This window comes from Thermodesulfovibrionales bacterium, from assembly GCA_035686305.1.
Taxonomy (GTDB): Bacteria; Nitrospirota; Thermodesulfovibrionia; order Thermodesulfovibrionales; family UBA9159; genus DASRZP01.
The window spans coordinates 1-16,996 of the sequence record DASRZP010000071.1 but is presented as its reverse complement, the minus strand read 5'-3'; the positions used below and the strand labels follow the sequence as shown (position 1 = coordinate 16,996).

Sequence of the window (16,996 nt, the reverse complement as noted above, 5' to 3'; positions counted from 1 at the left end):
TCAACGCCATCCACCCTTTTTCCGGGTCTTAAGATAGTCCTTGATTATTTCCGTCCTTCCACCTGCGAGGGACAGAATTTCGCTTTTCAGTCCTGAGGCCTTCCGGTAACCCTCTGACCTGGCCTCCTCGATGAGAGACCAGTCACCATTGACTGTAAAGCGGCCAAAGGCATCGATCATCTCGGGAAAGAGCTCCTTTCGTATGCCAAGGATGAGAGCCATATAGAAATTCATGAGCCCCACGTTTTTCCGATTCATGATGAACTGAAGGGGTCCCTTCTCAGAGGTATCTGCGAGGAGGTCTTTGATGCCCCTGAGGTAGATTTCGGTCCATTTGTCCTGCGTCGTGTCAAGGATCGACAGCCACTCCTCAGAGCGATCATCTTCAAAGGCCTCGCCGATTTCATGGAAGAGAAAGAGGTCGGTGATGTCGCGGGAGATTGTCCTGATCTTCTCCTGCAGTGCTCCTGACAATTCCTCTCTTCTTTCGACGCCATAGGAGGAAAATGCCTCTTCCAAAAAGCCCCTGAACCTCCGTGCCTTTGATTCCGCCAGCTTTTCCCAGAGGAGAAGATTGATCTGTTCCTGTCGTATGAATATGCATCTTCCCTGAAGCATTGCTACAGACGCCGATATATCGCGACAAAGTTCCCTGCCGGCATAATAGATGTGATAATCATAGAGTTCACGCTCGTCGCTGCGAAGTGCGAGAAAGAAGGTGGGCTTATGAAACATGCCATAACCGCCTCCGTAGAGAAGGCCATGGCTCTTCAGGGCAATGTTTATCTCATGAACGGCAAAGGGATCATACCGTCTTTCATCGATCTCCATTTCATGGAGGTCGTCTTCTCCCAGTCTCTCCCAGTCTTTTTCTCTTGAGCCGATCCATTCGGATATCTCTGTCTGCGGTATTGCATCCCAGGGCATAAGGCTGTGTTCACTCCGGTAGAGTTCCCTGAGCCTCAAGAGGAGCCCGCAGATCGAATAAAATCCCCAGGACTTCGCGTCCGAGATATTGCAGTTCAGCTTTACCTGCGCTATGAGATCATCCTCTTCCAAGGTCCTGACTCCTACGTCTCTGCTTCTATTTAACAGGGAGCTTCCGGAAAAGTCCATATGGTTGCCTGAAAGCGCCGTGGACACTTACACTCATAGCACAGAAGGAGAGGCAATGCAAGCCGTTCTCTTTCATGAGCGGCAGTAAGGGATGAGCTTCTCACGGCAGCATGGAGCGGGTATAATGAAGGATGTCCAGGGATCTCAAAAAATGAGGAGACAGGTTATGACAAATACTGGAGGGCATCGTTGCAAAAGCTCTTTCTGGCATTCCTCATAACAGCATTCCTTGCCGGTGCTCCTGTCTTTGCAGGGGAGTACCGTGATGTGACTCCGGATTACTATCCGAAGTTCCCTGAGGACTTTTATTACAAGCCGGATTTCAGAGTGCAGTGGTGGTACTTTACCGGCCATCTCTTCGATGAGAAGGGCAGGGAGTTCGGATATGAACTGACCTTCTTTGGCGTTGGCATCCAGAAAAGGGTCTATCGGTCGAGGTTCGGTGTGAATACCCTCTTCATTTCTCATCTTGCTCTTTCCGATGTGGAAGGAAAATCATATCGCTCTTTTGAAAGGGCTGATTCCGGCGCCTTCGACTCTGCCGGCGCGAGGGACGATCGGCTGAAGGTTTGGATTGGTAAGGACTCCCTTCAGGGGACGACGGAGAGGATGCATCTCACGGCCTCCGAAGGAAACATCTCCCTCGATCTCAATCTTGTCCCGACAAGACCGGTGGTTCTGCACGGAGAGCACGGATATTCACGGAAGTCCGAGGAGTCGCCTCTCTATGCATCCTGCTATTTTTCTTTCACAGACCTTGAGACCGAAGGGACGATCAGCATGGACAACATGACCTTCAGGGTGAAGGGAAAGAGCTGGTTCGACAGAGAGATATCTTCAGAGGGATTGGCAAAGAGTGAGAAAGGTTGGGACTGGTTTGCCCTCCAGCTCGACGACGGAAGGGAGATCATGCTCTATCTCCTGAGGAAAACGGACGGAATGATCGATACCTTTTCGTCGGGGACCTTTGTTTACGGGGACGGCAGTTATAGGAGCCTTGCTCTCAGGGATTTTACCGTGACGGTGCTGGACCATTTCCGGTCGGAAAAAACGGGTGCTTATTATCCATCGCGGTGGCAGATACATATACCCTCAGAGAATCTTCTGCTCACCGTTACTCCGTTGATCAAGGATCAGGAGTTCCTGGCCAGGTATTCAACGGGGAATTTCTACTGGGAAGGAACGGCGAGAATCGAGGGAACGGCAGGGGGAAGGGCCTATGTCGAAATGACGGGGTACTGATATGGGGAGTTTCATGATACGACTCGAGGGCGTCGAGAAGTCTTACGGTCAGACAAGGGTCTTGAAGGGTATCGACCTCGAGGTCGGGGAGGGCGAGTTCCTTTCCGTCACGGGCAGTTCGGGCTCCGGGAAATCGACGCTTCTCAATCTCATCGGTGCCATGGACAATGCAGACAGGGGTAGGATCATTATTGACGGAGAAGAGATATCGTCATACTCCGAAGAGCAGCTTACGCTCCACCGGAGGAAGAGGATAGGCTTCATCTTTCAGTCCTTCAATCTCCTGCCGAACATCACGGTCTTCGAGAATGTCGAGTTGCCCCTTCTCCTGAATGGGATGAGAGATGAGGGGAGAGTCATCGAGATGATCAGGCGTGTGGGGCTGGAAGAGAAACAAGCTTCCTATCCCTATCACATCTCAGGAGGAGAGCAGCAGCGCGTTGCCATCGCAAGGGCCCTCGTCCATGACCCTGACATCATCCTTGCCGATGAACCCACGGGAAGTCTCGACAGCCATACGGGCGTAATGATCATGGACCTCATCAAGAAGCTCATGGAAGCTGCGGGCAAAACGATTGTGATGGTGACTCATGAACACCATGTCGCCCGGTACGCAGACCGGATAGTGACGATAAGGGATGGTGTGATCGGGACAGGAGAGAGAAGTCGTTCATGATACTTGTGAAGTTTATCAGTCTCTTTGTCTTCCGGAACATACGGGAAGAGAAATTCCTCACCCTGTTGTCCATTATCGGTGTTGCCCTCGGAACAGGACTCTTCATCGGTGTGAAGATCGCGTCCGACAGGGCAGTGGCCTCTTTTGAGGCAAAGGTCCAGGGCATAAACCCCTCTGCCCCCTATCTCATTCTCGACAGGGCGGGAATCGACTTTGACGAGAATGTCTACGGAGAGGTTCTCAAGATGGACATAGACGCAGTCCCCGCCCTTAAAACAACTGGCTATATCCCGGCCATCGGTCAGTCCATTGATATCGAGGGTATCTGCACTGCCAGGGCTGTCCGTTTCCTCGGACGTTCTCCCGGTAAGAATTTGGACGTTGAGGCATTCTACCGGCAGGAGAACGGCATCATGATCACGAGGGCCCTTTCCGACAAGTATGGACTGAAGAAGGGAGATGAACTAAGGGCGTTGGTCTATAACAGGGAATACCCGTTGCGCATAACGGATATCCTGGACTCGGAGTCCCTGTTTCCGGGCATTACGGTCATGGACATCGGAAATTTTCAGGAATACTTCGACAAGGTTGGATATCTTTCGAGGATCGACCTTCCGGTCAATGAGGAGAAGGTTGATGAGATACGAAAGATCCTCCATCCCCGTCTCAGCATCGAGAAGGCTGAGGGAATTCTCAGTAACCGGAGGGCCGTTGTGAGGTCTTTCAGGTACAATACCGAATTCATCAGCCTCGTCGCGGTTCTTGTCGGGCTCTTTCTCCTCTACAACACCGTATTTCTTTCGGTAGTGAAGAGACGAAGAGAGATCGGAATTCTCCGGGGCCTTGGCACAGGAAGAAAGACGGTAGTCATGCTCTTCACGGTCCATGGCATGGTCCTCGGGATCGCGGGATCGATCATGGGTATCGCTGTTGGACAGGTTGCGGCTTACTTCTCCGCTCTTGCTATCAGCAAGACCATATCGAGCATCTATGGCGGGGTGTCGATAGCAGATTATGCTGTAAGGCAGGGAGATGCCTTACGGGCCCTGCTCCTTGGTCTTTCCGTCTCCTTCCTTGCCTCAGCGATACCTTCTTATGAAGCCGCAAAGATCAAACCGAACGAGAGTTTGAGACCAGGCTCCTTTGAGGGCAGGTACAGGGCATACCGGAAGTGTCTTTCTATCGCCGGATGGTCAGGTATAGCGATTGGAATATGCCTCTCATGTCTCGACTATTTTTTCATGCCCTTCGGCTTCCCTTTTCTCGCATACGGTGGAATCCTCTCCCTTATTGCGGGTTTTACCCTTCTCTCGCCCTCCTATCTTTCGATTATTCTGGGCCTTTTCAGGGGATCTGTGGAGAAGATATTCGGTCCGACGGGAAAGATCGCCATGGGGGATATGATGGGAAATATCTATCGGTTTTCTGTTGCCTTGATGAGCGTTGCCGTGAGTTGTGCGCTTGTCATTGCTCTTCTTACGCTCATATCCTCATTCAGGAAATCCCTTGTTGCGTGGATAGAGAGTACCATTGCCGCCGACGTCTATGTCAAACCCGCCTCATGCGTGTCGAACTTCTGTTCGAATCCCCTGCCCGACGATATCGTACCGATCATCGAGAGTCTTCCCGAAGTGAAAGGAATCGACCGATTCAGGAGCCTCGAGGTCGAGCTCTTCGGCAGGAAGGTGGTAGCGGGCTTTGCGGACCTCGAGGCCCAGAGGAAGTTCTCGCCTCTCCATGGCGACAGAGAGCGCCGGGAGCGAGCAGGGATTCTCGAACGGTCGAGGCAGCTCTCAATCTCTCATTATCTGAGTATGCAGTATGGCCTGAAAAAGGGTGATGTGATAGAGCTTCCGACAGCAAAGGGAAATGTTGCATTTAAGATTTTCGATACCTTTACGAGTTACTCTACGGCGTCGGGGTTCATTTTTATGGACAGGAAATGGCTAAGGGAATACTGGGGGCTCGACGATGCCACACAGGTGAGCGTCTATCTGAAGGAGAGTTCCGACCCTGACCTCTTTGTCAGAAAACTGAGAGAAAAGGTGGCGGGACGGTATGCCCTCGAGATCCTGAATAATCATGATCTGCGTGGAAAGGTCTTGACCATTTTCGAGAGAAGCTTCGCAGTGACCTATGCGATCGAGCTCATCTCGATTATCGTATCCCTCATAGGGGTGGTCAATAGCCTCCTTGCCTTTGTCCTCGAAAGAAAGAGGGAGATAAGCATTTTCAGATATCTTGGCGGGAGTTGGAACCAGATCAGGCAGGTCCTCGTCCTTTCTGCCGGTGTCGTGGGGATTTCCGGCATACTCTTGGGCTCTGTCATAGGTTCGGTCATGAGCGTGATCTTTATCCGAGTCATCAATGAGATATCCTTCGGTTGGAGGGTCGACTTTAGTGTGCCGGTCCTGTATCTCTCTTTCGTCGGCGTGGTACTCTTTTTCACGACGTTGCTTGCCGGATACCTCCCGTCGAGGGTTGCCGAAAAGATCGATCCCATGAGGCATATCAGTTTCGAGTGACGATTGGTTGTCATCCATCCGGAAGATGCTGGATCTTGTTTTTCCGCTGCTTAGATCACAGGCGTTCTCTTCACGCCTGACGGTCTCCATGATGGTGAGATGACGCCTGCCGCTTTCTCGTCCATGAAGCGGCTGCCCCATGTGATGTGACACTCCCCAAACCGGTCATTCAGATAATCCATGGCCTTGAGAATGGCCTTCCTCTTTCGTTCTCCCTCTATAAGGGGGATCTGATGAGGGTCTCTGATGAGTGTCGAAAGGCAGACGCCGAGGAGCCTGATCTTATTCCTAAGCCTTATTGCGTCAATGAGCCTCATCGCCCCCTCATAGATGACGTGCGTATCGTTGGTGAAGCGGGGGAGTTTGCTTTGTCGTGAGAAAGTCTCAAAGTCAGCATACCGTATGATGAGAGATATCGTTTTCCCGAGGTATTCGTGTCTCCTTGCCCTCCTGCCGACCTTTTCACTCAGATCGAGGAGATGGGCCTCAATCTCCTTTCTCTCTCCGATATCTCTCGGCAGTGTCATGCTGTGGCCTATGGATTTCGCCTCTTCGGGACCTGTCTGTATCGGTCTGTTGCAAACGCCCAGTCCCATAGCCTTAAGCGTTTCACCATAGATCCCGAACTTGTTTCTCAGGAGGCTTGAAGGTGCCCTGCCAAGTTCCCCACAGGTCCTGATCCCGAGGAGCCCAAGCCTGTCGTTGATCCTGGAGCCGATGCCCCAGAGTTCCTTCACCGGAAGATCTTCGAGTTCTTTTCCGATGCTTTCGGGGCTGATCCACTTGAGCCCGTCAGGTTTCCCGAGATCGCTTGCGAGTTTTGCGACGAGAATGTTCGGGCCGATACCGACGGTGCAGTTGATGCCGAAAATCTCCCTTACTGATTGTTTTATTGAACGGCCAATCTCCTCGGGCCCTCCAAAGAGATGGTGAGTGGTCGTCACATCGAGAAAGGCCTCATCCACAGAGTATATCTCAACATCGGGGGTGTATCGTTTATAGAGTTCTGAAAGACCCGTACAGGTGTGAGTATACCGCGAATTGGTGCCTATGACGAGGATTAGCTGGGGACAGGCCTTCTTCGCTTCCCAGATGTTCATGCCGGTCTTGACACCGAACTTTCGAGCCTCATAGGAGGCGGTCGTTATGACCGTTCTTTTATTCGAGCCGATGACACCGATGGGCTTGCCTCTGAGGCGGGGGTTCGTTTTCTGCTCCACCGATGCAAAAAAGGCGTCCATATCAATGCAGAGGATGATACGGTGCATGAGATTAACCAGTACCCGAATCTCCTCTGGAGGCGAGGCAATTCATGAATCGAGCCCTTCGAGTCTCCAGAGGAGAGACGAGGTATCGAAGCTCAGTTCGTATAAGGTCTTCCCGTCAGAGATCGAGAAGTGATAGACCTTGCTCTGCCTTTCGTTCGTCGTCCATGTATAGGTGATCTCCTTTACGTCGAGGATCTTCCCGCTCCAGCGAAACCTCACGGGCCGTACCTTATAGGGCAACCCAAAGGAGGCAATGACGCTTATGCTTTCACCGATGTATTCCACAGTCATCTCCTGTGAGATCTTACATCATGGTTCTGATAACGCCGATGACCTTCCCAATGATCTCAACCTCTCCAGGCTTATACGTTACCGGTTCCATCGCTCTGTTTGCGGGGATGAGCGTCACCGAGCCTTTCCTGATCGAGACCCTCTTAACCGTCGCCTCTTCGCCTATGAGGAAGACGCCTATCTCACCGCTCTTTATCTCCCTTTGCGGGCTCACGACCACAAAGTCTCCGTCAAAAATCCCCGCCTCAGACATACTCTCTCCCGTGATCTTCAACGCAAAGGCATCTCTATTCCTGAAGAGTTCCCTGTCAACGAGTATAAAGTTCTCTTTCTCTTCTACTGCGAGGACCGGTCTCCCCGCCCGAATCTTGCCTGCAACAGGCAGTTCTAGGGTTTCTCTCCCCTTTTGCCCAGGGATCTCGATGCCCCGGGATGTGAAGGGATTGACACGGATGAGGCCCTTTCTTTCGAGGGCATTGAGATGGCCTTTTGCCGCTGGCCAGGAGAAGCCGAAATGCTCTCCAATCTCTCTCATGGTAGGGGGATATCCATGGTCTTTGATATAAGACTTCAGGAATTCGATGATCTTATTCTGTCTTTCCGTCGGCCCTTGCACGTTTACCTCTGTATATTTACATTTGTATACTATTACAAGAGATTTGTCAAGAGGATTTTTTTTTCGGTTCTTGGAGGGATCTCCTGAAGGGGGCTCTGTTAAATGATAGTCTTTGTAACAGTGCTACCAGGTTAACGAGAGGAGTAAAGAGATGTCTGACTGCAGACGGTTATATCTGCACTTGATGACCATGCACGAGTCTGAGCGGTAGCAATAACCATCCTTTATGACAACATGCACGCGGACGCCGGTACTTTCCCGATGGGGACAAGGAACATGAAGTTTCCCGGTCGTTTCGGAGTAGCGCTTCTCCAGCAGCAACGTCCTCATATGGGTATTATACACCTAGAGCATGCCGAGAACGCACAGCATTGCGATTGCCCACACAACGTCTATCGGCAGTTGTATCTCGCACGACGAATCGAACAGGAGGTCTGCACGTGGGGGAAATTCCTCGTCCCCGTTCCAGAGGATGGATATTACAGGGACCCGTGGAAGGGGCCTGAGACTCAGTGAGGCGTCACCGTACCCGAGCATCTCTCCGCCTAATTCCATACCTTTCTTGAGAAATCCTTCCCTGTCATTTCCATACTTGTCTGCGATGCTGTCAAGGGGAAGCACATGAGATCCCCTGAAGAAGAGCTGTCCGCTCTGCATATTTGCCGGGTTAACGAGCCTTCCCGTCGGAAAGACATCCCTTGCCATGGCGAGATATCCGATGGCCGAAAGCCTGAAGAAATAACCGAGCTTCTGGAGAAAAAGATCCGTGCCGTGAACGGTGCTCGAAATCTTTCTGTCCCGAAGCGAGATGGCGAAGTCCTTACCGAAGGATTTCAGGATGTAGAGACCGGCTTCAGGATCGAAGGCAGCATCCGTCCTCCTGCAGACGTCTGCCGGATCAAGGGTGGCGAGGGTTTCCCATACTTTTTCTTCTCCTGTCGGCATCACCTATTATAATAAAAATAGTCATCGTGAAAACAGAAGAATAGAGCCCGAAGCGGTTTGATGAGTTAAGTGAGTCGCGGGAGATCACCTGATGGACAGAAACGGTAGATGGCTCATGACGAAGGCTGTGAGAGACGCAAAAAAAGGTAGTGTCCGCTTTCCTCTTCTGTTCGGAAAATCATTGAGACTAATCATCTCACGACTTCACTTCTTTTAGCCTTACGTCACAAAACGTTACGGCTTACGACCCCGAAACAGAGAGGAGCGATAACACTACCTTTTACAACCGCTCTTCTTGATTCCAAAATACACCCTTTTAAAGGGAATGTCAACTGTTTTTTTACTCCTGCAGATTTTTTCCGCAGGCAACCCTTTTTCGAGTTTACTCATAAGCGCGTTCCTGTCTTCATGCTGCCTGCCGGAACCGGGATTTTGCATTCTCTGCAAAGAGAGGCTTGGCATATAATGTTCGATCCCGTTGCACTCGTTTGCTCTGCTAGGGTGGCAGTTTCCGATTAGGCTTACCACCCAAGACCGGTCTCGAATCCTCAAGTCGCCGGCGGCCCGAGCAGGCGAGTACAGCTTAACGGGTGAAACTATTTCATTCTTGAGGGAAGCCTGATCGTCTCGCCGGCAACCATAAAGGTGCCTCTCCCGCGATGATGAATCGTTCGTGGGTCTTTCGTTGCCGCATTGATCCATGCCTTAAGCACCTCGAGGATGAAGAAGCTGTATTTCTCCACCATCCTTGCATCGATGACCCTGCATTCCAGATTCGCATAGCACTCGTCGATGAGCGGAGCCGCAACGCGGAAGGCGGGTTTCGGAGTGAGGCCAAAGGCCCTGAACTTGTCGACCGTTCGTCCGGAGGTATTCCCGCATTGTACCACCTTTTCTGCCAACGCTCTTGTCGGGATGTTGATCACGCATTCCTTCGTTGCTTTTAAAATATCGAAGGTGTAGTTTCGATTGCTGATTACGCAACCGACGATCGGCGGCTCGAACTCCATCATCGTATGCCATGACATAGTCATGATGTTGGGCCGCCCCTTCCGGACTGTCGTTACCATCACAACAGGCCCGGGTTCGAGCAAGCCATACACTTTCGACAACGGAAAGGATCTCTTGGCCATATCGGCACATGCTTCAATGATTTATGCGGTCCATGTTATGAACATTTAGAAGCCACAGCTATTATTTAGGATATCCCACTGATTGCGCCAGAATGATCTTCTGATCAGGTCGCAGCTTCATCGCCTTCGCCAGGGTCAGCCTGTCGATCGATCCTCGCACAACAGTCGCCAAACGTTCGGAAGCGCAATACAGGTAAACATTCTGGCCAATGAAACCCGTATCAGCAGCCGAATAGAGCTCTCTGTCCTCTTTAGGTGCAGTACCCATCCGTGCGAAATCTGCTACATAGATAAGACTAACGGGAGCTTCCTTTACAAAGTCCTGCCGGCCCGTCAGGGCGCGGATGTCATCCGACAGAATGAGCTTCAATGCCTGACTCTTTGCCTCATAAAGATAGAGGCCATCGGCAGTGGCGACATAGATATCAATTTCCTGCCAATTCACTGCTGAGGGAGCTGTACGCTTTCCCGAGTCCGGTCGATTTATCCCAAAAGCCGCCCAAAGGAGATTCGAAAGCACCTGTGAAGATAACTTTTCCGAACTAAATGATCGGGAAGAGCTTCTGTCCTTCAAGGCCTGCATAAGAGGTCTACCTCCTTCAATCTGCGGGCTGGGAAGGAGGACAAGTTTAATCTCCTCGGCAAAAACGCAAGCTGTGAAAATTGTTGAAAAGGCCCATGACAGGGAAGCTATCACAAACACTGTTCTTTTCATTACATTTCTCCTTCAGTCTTTTTAGAAAGCCTTGCGTTCATTGCCCGTTATATTACTTTCATTATAGCAGGGTCTCAAGGTGTGTGGCGGCGGGAAGGACAGATCATCATCGGTTGTCTGTATTCATGCTAGATTTCGACGTTCAACGATCTTCGTTCTTGGTATCGAACAATGGAACGCTCGATTTACTTCTCGTCCTTTTCTCCAGGCAAAGATCCTGTTGCCGCGTTGAATTGTGGCGGACATACACAGATGAGCATTGGCAAGAACGGCGACCAGCCGTAGGGTGGGAGCGGTTTATCTGGTATAATGGTCTCAATATGTCGCAAACAAGGAGGCATGCATGATTTCTGATGGGCCCGAATCTGCGGTGCGACAGGCTTGAGGTGAGGATATGAAGAGATATATGAAGAGGAGATCTAAAAAAAGTGGGCTTCCTCCTGGCAGCCTTGTCCACATCGGAGAGAGAAAGACTGGAGAGGTTAAGATCACCTTCATCAAGTACGATGCGGCGGGTTTTCAAGAGGGGGAGGCGAAGACCCTTGATGAATGCCTTCCCGACAAAGATAAACCAGAGGTATCGTGGATCAATGTGGAAGGGCTCCATCAGGTAGAGATCATACAGAAGCTCGGTGATTGTTTCGGGTTACATCCCCTTGTCCTCGAAGACATCCTGAACACGGAGCAGCGCCCGAAGATCGAGGATTATCAAGACTACCTCTTTATCGTCCTCAAAATGCTTTACCAGGAAAGAGGTCCTGAGATCGTTACGGAACAGATAAGTCTCGTCCTCGGCAGTGAATTTGTTATTTCCATTCAGGAGGGGCTCGATGGTGACGTCTTTAACCTGATCAGGGAGAGGATCAGAAGCGGGAAGGGCCGCATAAGGACTATGGGCGCCGATTACCTCGCATACTCCCTTATCGATGCTGTCGTTGACAACTACTTTGCGATCCTTGAGAAGACAGGAGAGAAAATCGAGACGCTGGAAGAGGAGCTTGTGGCATATCCCACATCCAAGACCTTGCATGGAATCCATGGTCTGAAAAGGGAGATGGTCTTCCTGAGAAAGACTGTCTGGCCGCTGCGGGAGGTGATCAATGTGCTAGGGAGAGGGGAGTCTTTACTGGTCAGGGACACAACGAGGCTCTACCTGAGGGATGTCTATGACCATACCATTCAGGTGATCGATACGATTGAGACCTCCAGGGACATGCTTTCGGGTATGCTCGACATATACCTTTCGAGCATCAGCAACAGGATGAATGAGATCATGAAGTTCCTCACTATTATCGGAACGATATTCATCCCTCTTACATTCATCGTGGGTGTTTATGGGATGAACTTCGAATTTATGCCTGAACTCAAGTGGAGATGGGGTTATTTCACCGTACTTGCCATAATGGCCGCCATCGGTCTCGCCATGGTCGCATATTTCAAGAAGAAGAGGTGGCTATAAAGATTACTGGTGATAAAAAATGGACTCTCTTCCGGCTTTTATGGTAAGGTTAATAGGTTCATTGGAAAAATTAATAATCCTCAAGGAGAGAGCAGAACTGCGAGGATGATCCCGAAAAAGGCAAGATGGAAAAGCTATATATATCATTTGGTATTCGCAAGAGACATAAAGTAAAACCTGATATTTTTATATATATATGGTTGAAAGAATCAGTTAACATTAACAGGAGGCAGGCATGTACAAGATTCTTGAGAAAGAGGTTCTGAGCGATGTTACAAAGCTCATGGTGGTTCAGGCTCCCCACGTAGCCCGTGCTGCCAGGGCAGGGCAGTTTATCATTGTGCGAATAGATGAATATGGAGAGCGGATCCCCTTGACCATCGCCGACTATAACAGAGAGGCAGGCACCATAACGATCATATTCCAGGAGGTCGGAAAGTCAACGATCCAGCTCGGAAAGATGGGGCCCGGAGATGAACTCTCCTCCTTTGCAGGTCCCCTTGGCCACCCCACTGAGATAGAGAATTACGGAACCGTTGTCTGTGTGGGAGGCGGAGTCGGAATCGCACCTATCTACCCCATAGCCCGGTCGTTGAAAGAGGCCGGCAACAATGTCATAACCATCATCGGCGCCCGCAATAAAGACCTGCTGTTTTGGGAAGATAAGATGAGGGCAGTTTCGGACGAACTCATCGTCTGTACCGATGATGGTTCCTACGGCCGCAAGGCCATTGTTACGGAGCCCCTCAAGGAATTTCTGGAGAAGAAAGACAGGAAGGTTGCTCGCGTATGGGCCATCGGTCCTGCTATCATGATGAAGTTCGTCTCCCTGGCAACACAGGCCTACAACGTGCCGACGGTCGTCAGCCTGAACACGATCATGATTGACGGGACGGGCATGTGCGGTGGATGCAGGGTGCTCCTCACCGAGGGGGCGCAGTTCGTCTGTGTTGACGGACCTGAGTTTGATGCCCACAAAGTCGATTGGGAAAGTCTTCTCTCACGCCTTCAGTACTATCGCAAAGAAGAACGTATTGCTGTGGAACACTATGATCATATATGCAAGCTCGAAGGGGCTGCCGTCGGCGGAGGTAAATAATGGCTGAACTGACTCAAAAGGAACGGATGCAGATAAAGCGGCATGAGATGCCCAACCAGGACCGGTTTACCCGGAGGGGAAACTACGAAGAGGTTGCCCTCGGCTACAGCCTCGACACGGCACGGGAGGAGGCTGAACGCTGCCTCCAGTGCAAGGATCCCAAGTGTGTCCAGGGTTGTCCTGTCGGCGTCCTGATCCCCCAGTTTATTAAGGCCGTCAGGGAAGGCGATATGGTAAAGGCCGTGGAATGGATGAAGGTAAAGAATAATCTGCCAGCCATCTGCGGCAGGGTCTGTCCTCAGGAAGTCCAGTGCGAAGGCAACTGCATCCTGGGCAAGAAGGGCGAACCCGTCGCCATCGGGAGGCTTGAACGCTTTGTGGGAGACTTCGAGTTGGCATCCCGGACCTGTCCTTTAGTGAAGGCCCCAAAGACCGGGAAAAAGGTTGCTGTCGTCGGTTCAGGACCGGCGGGCCTGACCTGTGCGGTTGATCTCGGAAGGGTAGGCCACGAGGTCGTCATTTATGAATCTCTCCATGGACCGGGTGGGGTCCTCGTATACGGCATACCCGAGTTCCGTCTGCCAAAAAACGTCGTGCATGGAGAGATCGACTATGCCGTTGAATGCCTCGGGATCGACATTAAGGTCGATCACGTCATTGGCCGTACATTCACGTTGAATGAACTCCTCAGTGAAAACGACGCAGTCTTTTTGGGAACGGGTGCGGGATTGCCGTCCTTCATGAACATTCCCGGGATCAAGTATAACGGCGTCATGTCGGCAAATGAGTTTCTCACCCGCGTCAATCTTATGAAGGGGTACCGTTTCCCCGAATATGACACTCCGGTAAAGATCGGGAAAAAGGTTGCCGTAATCGGGGCCGGCAATGTGGCAATGGATTCTGTTCGTTGCAGCCTGAGATTGCAAACTTTTTTCGCAAGGCAGACGGGCGACGGGGCCGGAGAGGTCCATATGGTATATCGCCGTTCCCGTGAAGAGGTGCCTGCACGGGAGGAAGAGTTCTACCATGCTGAGGAAGAAGGGGTGATCTTTGATTTCCTCACGAACCCTCTCGAAATTTATGGCGACGAGAAGGGTAATGTCCTCGGTATGCGCTGTATCCGCATGGAACTTGGTGAGCCTGATTCCTCAGGACGGAGGAAGCCTGTGCCGGTCCCGGGGTCTGAATTTGACATGGAAGTCGATACGGTGATCATGGCCCTCGGCACGAGCCCTAATCCTCTGGTCTTTGTTGACGCCGACGGCCTCGACCGGACGAAACACGGCACTGCCGTTGCCGATCAGGGAACAGGGAGGACGAAAAAGCGACGCGTCTGGGCAGGTGGCGACGTTGTGACCGGCGCCGCGACGGTCATCAGCGCGATGGGGGCAGGCAAGCGCTCCGCAGCGGATATCAACAATTTCCTTAAAGGCGAAGCGACCTGGGAATAGGGTGGCCTGACCCAAAAGCGATCGGCCAATGACACTTACTCCTGCCTGAGAATCGGGTACCGGTCCTAGAACTTTATGCATGTGGGGTAAGGGGACTCTTTTCTGTCAAGCACACCTGCCACCGAAAGGGGGAGGTGTTCGTTTTATGGCAGAGAATTGAGTATTTTGACATATTTTGACAGGGGCGTATACCATGTGAGCGCAAGTCCTTCAAAGAATTGATCAAAATGAATGGACTTTATGGCATGTAATTTGATACAATTTTTTTCATGAGACTCTTCCTGGCCGCTTGTGTGATGACACTTCTGTTTGTTTCGGTTTCCCATGCCGACATCTACAGGACAGTCGATAAAAACGGGGTCGTCTGTTACACAGATATTTCATTCAACAAGAGCGACGAAAGGGTGATAAAGAGTCAAGACGCTTCTCCGGCGTTGAGGGAAGAGGGAAAAGAAGGGCTCAAAAAGAAGGAGTTCCATGGCATTGTGAAGGAAAAAGCTGCCAAGTACGCGATGGACCCGTCATTGATCCATGCGGTGATCAAGGCTGAGTCCAACGGTAATCCCTATGCCCTTTCAAGGAAGGGTGCAAAGGGTCTTATGCAGCTGATGCCGACAACGGCAAATGACCTTCAGGTGAGGGACCCCTTTGATCCTGAAGAGAATATTGATGGAGGAACACGGTATCTGAAGTATCTCATCGAGAAATTTGGAGGCGATCTGACCCTCGCCCTTGCTGCTTACAATGCCGGACCAAGGACGGTCGAGAAGTCCGGCTCTGTCCCCAGGATCTCGGAGACACGGCAGTACATCAGGAGGGTCCTCTCCCTCTACGGCGGAAAGACGTCTTATTCCCTGTCACCGTCTTCCCTCGCCGCAAGTCCGAAAGAACGACGCGAAACCATTTACAAGGTTCTGAATGAAGACGGGACCATTCTCTTCACGAACTCGCCCCTCAGCCTCAGTAGGAAGAATCCGCGGTTTTAGATGTCTGACATGCAGAGTCTCAGGGAAGAGATCGTGAAGTTAAAGGAGAGGCGGCGCGCCCTAATCCTCTCCCACAATTATCAGCGGGACGAGGTGCAGGACATTGCCGATTTTGTGGGCGATTCCCTCGAACTTTCAAAGACAGCCTCCACGGTCGATTGCGAGATGATCGTTTTCTGCGGCGTCCATTTTATGGCAGAGAGTGCTTCAATTCTCTCTCCTGAAAAGACCGTTCTCCTACCTGAACCGGACGCAACATGTCCGATGGCTGCGATGATTGAGGTCAGCTCCCCGCGAAAGGTCCTGAAGAGGTTCCCCGGGTATGAAGCTCAACCCACCTTCGTCTTTCCTCATGAGTTTACTCTGCGGGACATCAAGGCAAGGTATCCCGGTGTGCCGGTTGTGGCGTATGTGAATACTACTGCCGACGTCAAGGCAGAGAGCGATATCTGCTGCACCTCTGCTAATGTAATCAGCGTCGTCGAATCTCTTCCCGGCGACAGGGTCATCTGCATTCCTGACAAGAACCTCTCCCAATGGGCCCAGAAGAAGACCCAGAAGGAGGTGATCGCATGGGACGGCTTCTGCCATGTCCATGACAGGGTGACGGCGAGGGATGTTTTGCAGGCGAGGAAAGAGCACCCCAAGGCCCTCTTTATGGCTCATCCCGAGTGCAGGCTTGAGGTACTCGAACTTGCGGACCATGTGACAAGCACTTCCGGCATGCTCAGGTTCGCAAAGGCCTCGGAGGCGAGTGAGTTTATCGTAGGAACGGAAACGGGCATTCTCCATCGGATGAAGAAAGAGAATCCCCAGAAGTCCTTTTATTCCCTCAGAAAAGACATGATATGTCCGAATATGAAAAAGACGACCCTCGAAAGTGTGCTCAGGGCACTGAAAGAGACGACCCACGTCATAAAGGTTCCTGAAGAGATAAGGGTTCCTGCCAAAAGGGCCCTAGACCGGATGCTGGAGATAGTTTGATCGGGAGAGATTGTATTCTCGATGAACGTGGCTGGATATTACAAGGCAGTTTCTGGCAAGACTTACTCCCTTTTCGGCATCGATAGGTCCACTGACCTATATTTCAGGATCATACGGGCGATTGCCGAAGACCTGTTAAGCCATTGCCCTGATCAACGAAGTCTCCTACTTCAAGTTCAAGCAGCAAGCGACATGAGATTTAAGAAGGGTTCAGGCTACACACCTGACGATGCTCTCATTGCTCTTATGCGAAAGACATTGCGCGATGAACTCTACCCGTATACCCGGGCAGTCAGACCCGACTTTCGCCGATGGATCTCCCATGTCTCATAAGTAATTGGAATTAGAGTTCAATTTAGCCATTGAATTGCATACCTAATGATATCCAGCCTCGTATAGCGTCTGAAAGAGCATAAAATAAGGCCAAGTGCATTTTTCTCTTGACAATGTTGTACCTATTATGTATACTTGTGGTATGGCATATCTTGTC

The 16,996-nt window shown here is 51.2% G+C and carries 15 protein-coding genes; 8 read left to right on the top strand and 7 right to left on the bottom strand.

The window, feature by feature from the left end; translation table 11 throughout:
• On the bottom strand, window positions 1–1,059 hold the full coding sequence (locus VFG09_08390) for a hypothetical protein (GenBank protein HET6515164.1): 1,059 nt from the start codon (window positions 1,057–1,059) through the stop codon (window positions 1–3).
• Between the two features lie 246 nt (window positions 1,060–1,305).
• On the opposite strand from VFG09_08390, the gene VFG09_08385 reads away from it, so the two are divergent.
• From VFG09_08385 to VFG09_08375, 3 genes are read left to right on the top strand one after another with little or no spacing between them, the layout of a single operon-like run.
• Window positions 1,306–2,358 carry a lipocalin-like domain-containing protein gene (locus VFG09_08385; protein ID HET6515163.1) on the top strand — a complete coding sequence of 351 codons (1,053 nt, stop codon included), beginning with the start codon at window positions 1,306–1,308 and terminating at the stop codon, window positions 2,356–2,358.
• 13 nt (window positions 2,359–2,371) lie between these two features.
• The gene (locus VFG09_08380) at window positions 2,372–3,034 is read left to right on the top strand and encodes an ABC transporter ATP-binding protein (GenBank protein ID HET6515162.1); all 663 of its coding nucleotides are present in this window, start codon (window positions 2,372–2,374) and stop codon (window positions 3,032–3,034) included.
• Window positions 3,031–5,559 carry an FtsX-like permease family protein gene (locus VFG09_08375; protein HET6515161.1) on the top strand — a complete coding sequence of 843 codons (2,529 nt, stop codon included), beginning with the start codon at window positions 3,031–3,033 and terminating at the stop codon, window positions 5,557–5,559. Before VFG09_08380 ends, VFG09_08375 begins: the two co-directional genes overlap by 4 nt.
• Window positions 5,560–5,609: 50 nt before the next feature.
• On the opposite strand, the gene dinB is transcribed toward VFG09_08375, so the two are convergent.
• The 6 genes from dinB to VFG09_08345 all read right to left on the bottom strand — a co-directional run bounded on the left by dinB (window position 5,610) and on the right by VFG09_08345 (window position 10,527).
• Window positions 5,610–6,827 (bottom strand): DNA polymerase IV, encoded by a 1,218-nt coding sequence (dinB, locus tag VFG09_08370; GenBank protein ID HET6515160.1) that lies wholly within the window; start codon window positions 6,825–6,827, stop codon window positions 5,610–5,612.
• Between the two features lie 42 nt (window positions 6,828–6,869).
• Entirely contained in the window at window positions 6,870–7,112 is a 243-nt protein-coding gene (locus tag VFG09_08365; protein ID HET6515159.1) for a hypothetical protein, read from the bottom strand.
• A gap of 19 nt (window positions 7,113–7,131) precedes the next feature.
• Window positions 7,132–7,734 (bottom strand): transcriptional repressor LexA, encoded by a 603-nt coding sequence (gene lexA / locus VFG09_08360; GenBank protein ID HET6515158.1) that lies wholly within the window; start codon window positions 7,732–7,734, stop codon window positions 7,132–7,134.
• 345 nt (window positions 7,735–8,079) lie between these two features.
• Complete coding sequence (locus VFG09_08355; GenBank protein HET6515157.1) at window positions 8,080–8,679, bottom strand: DUF3786 domain-containing protein; 600 nt, start codon at window positions 8,677–8,679, stop codon at window positions 8,080–8,082.
• Between the two features lie 596 nt (window positions 8,680–9,275).
• Window positions 9,276–9,812 carry a flavin reductase family protein gene (locus VFG09_08350; GenBank protein HET6515156.1) on the bottom strand — a complete coding sequence of 179 codons (537 nt, stop codon included), beginning with the start codon at window positions 9,810–9,812 and terminating at the stop codon, window positions 9,276–9,278.
• Between the two features lie 61 nt (window positions 9,813–9,873).
• Window positions 9,874–10,527 (bottom strand): SagB/ThcOx family dehydrogenase, encoded by a 654-nt coding sequence (locus VFG09_08345; GenBank protein HET6515155.1) that lies wholly within the window; start codon window positions 10,525–10,527, stop codon window positions 9,874–9,876.
• 406 nt (window positions 10,528–10,933) lie between these two features.
• Here VFG09_08345 and corA point away from each other — a divergent pair, with 406 nt between their 5' ends.
• The 5 genes from corA (at window position 10,934) to nadA (ending at window position 16,506) form a co-directional block, all read left to right on the top strand.
• A complete protein-coding gene (gene corA, locus VFG09_08340; GenBank protein ID HET6515154.1) occupies window positions 10,934–11,986 on the top strand; it encodes a magnesium/cobalt transporter CorA in 1,053 nt (350 codons plus the stop codon).
• Window positions 11,987–12,221: 235 nt separating this feature from the next.
• On the top strand, window positions 12,222–13,085 hold the full coding sequence (locus VFG09_08335; GenBank protein HET6515153.1) for a sulfide/dihydroorotate dehydrogenase-like FAD/NAD-binding protein: 864 nt from the start codon (window positions 12,222–12,224) through the stop codon (window positions 13,083–13,085).
• On the top strand, window positions 13,085–14,536 hold the full coding sequence (gene gltA / locus VFG09_08330; GenBank protein ID HET6515152.1) for an NADPH-dependent glutamate synthase: 1,452 nt from the start codon (window positions 13,085–13,087) through the stop codon (window positions 14,534–14,536). The genes VFG09_08335 and gltA overlap by 1 nt, the downstream gene beginning before the upstream one ends.
• Before the next feature lie 269 nt (window positions 14,537–14,805).
• Complete coding sequence (locus tag VFG09_08325) at window positions 14,806–15,522, top strand: lytic transglycosylase domain-containing protein (GenBank protein ID HET6515151.1); 717 nt, start codon at window positions 14,806–14,808, stop codon at window positions 15,520–15,522.
• Window positions 15,523–16,506 carry a quinolinate synthase gene (gene nadA / locus VFG09_08320; protein HET6515150.1) on the top strand — a complete coding sequence of 328 codons (984 nt, stop codon included), beginning with the start codon at window positions 15,523–15,525 and terminating at the stop codon, window positions 16,504–16,506. It begins immediately after the preceding gene.
• The last annotated feature ends 490 nt before the right edge of the window (window positions 16,507–16,996 follow it).

Bases quoted from the DNA above. Each gene is read 5' to 3' on its own strand.
- VFG09_08380 (HET6515162.1), top strand. From the start codon at position 2,372: ATGATACGACTCGAGGGCGTCGAGAAGTCTTACGGTCAGACAAGGGTC.
- VFG09_08375 (HET6515161.1), top strand. From the start codon at position 3,031: ATGATACTTGTGAAGTTTATCAGTCTCTTTGTCTTCCGGAACATACGG.
- dinB (HET6515160.1), bottom strand. From the start codon at position 6,827: ATGCACCGTATCATCCTCTGCATTGATATGGACGCCTTTTTTGCATCG.
- VFG09_08355 (HET6515157.1), bottom strand. From the start codon at position 8,679: ATGCCGACAGGAGAAGAAAAAGTATGGGAAACCCTCGCCACCCTTGAT.
- VFG09_08350 (HET6515156.1), bottom strand. From the start codon at position 9,812: ATGGCCAAGAGATCCTTTCCGTTGTCGAAAGTGTATGGCTTGCTCGAA.
- VFG09_08345 (HET6515155.1), bottom strand. From the start codon at position 10,527: ATGAAAAGAACAGTGTTTGTGATAGCTTCCCTGTCATGGGCCTTTTCA.
- corA (HET6515154.1), top strand. From the start codon at position 10,934: ATGAAGAGGAGATCTAAAAAAAGTGGGCTTCCTCCTGGCAGCCTTGTC.
- VFG09_08335 (HET6515153.1), top strand. From the start codon at position 12,222: ATGTACAAGATTCTTGAGAAAGAGGTTCTGAGCGATGTTACAAAGCTC.
- gltA (HET6515152.1), top strand. From the start codon at position 13,085: ATGGCTGAACTGACTCAAAAGGAACGGATGCAGATAAAGCGGCATGAG.
- VFG09_08325 (HET6515151.1), top strand. From the start codon at position 14,806: ATGAGACTCTTCCTGGCCGCTTGTGTGATGACACTTCTGTTTGTTTCG.
- nadA (HET6515150.1), top strand. From the start codon at position 15,523: ATGTCTGACATGCAGAGTCTCAGGGAAGAGATCGTGAAGTTAAAGGAG.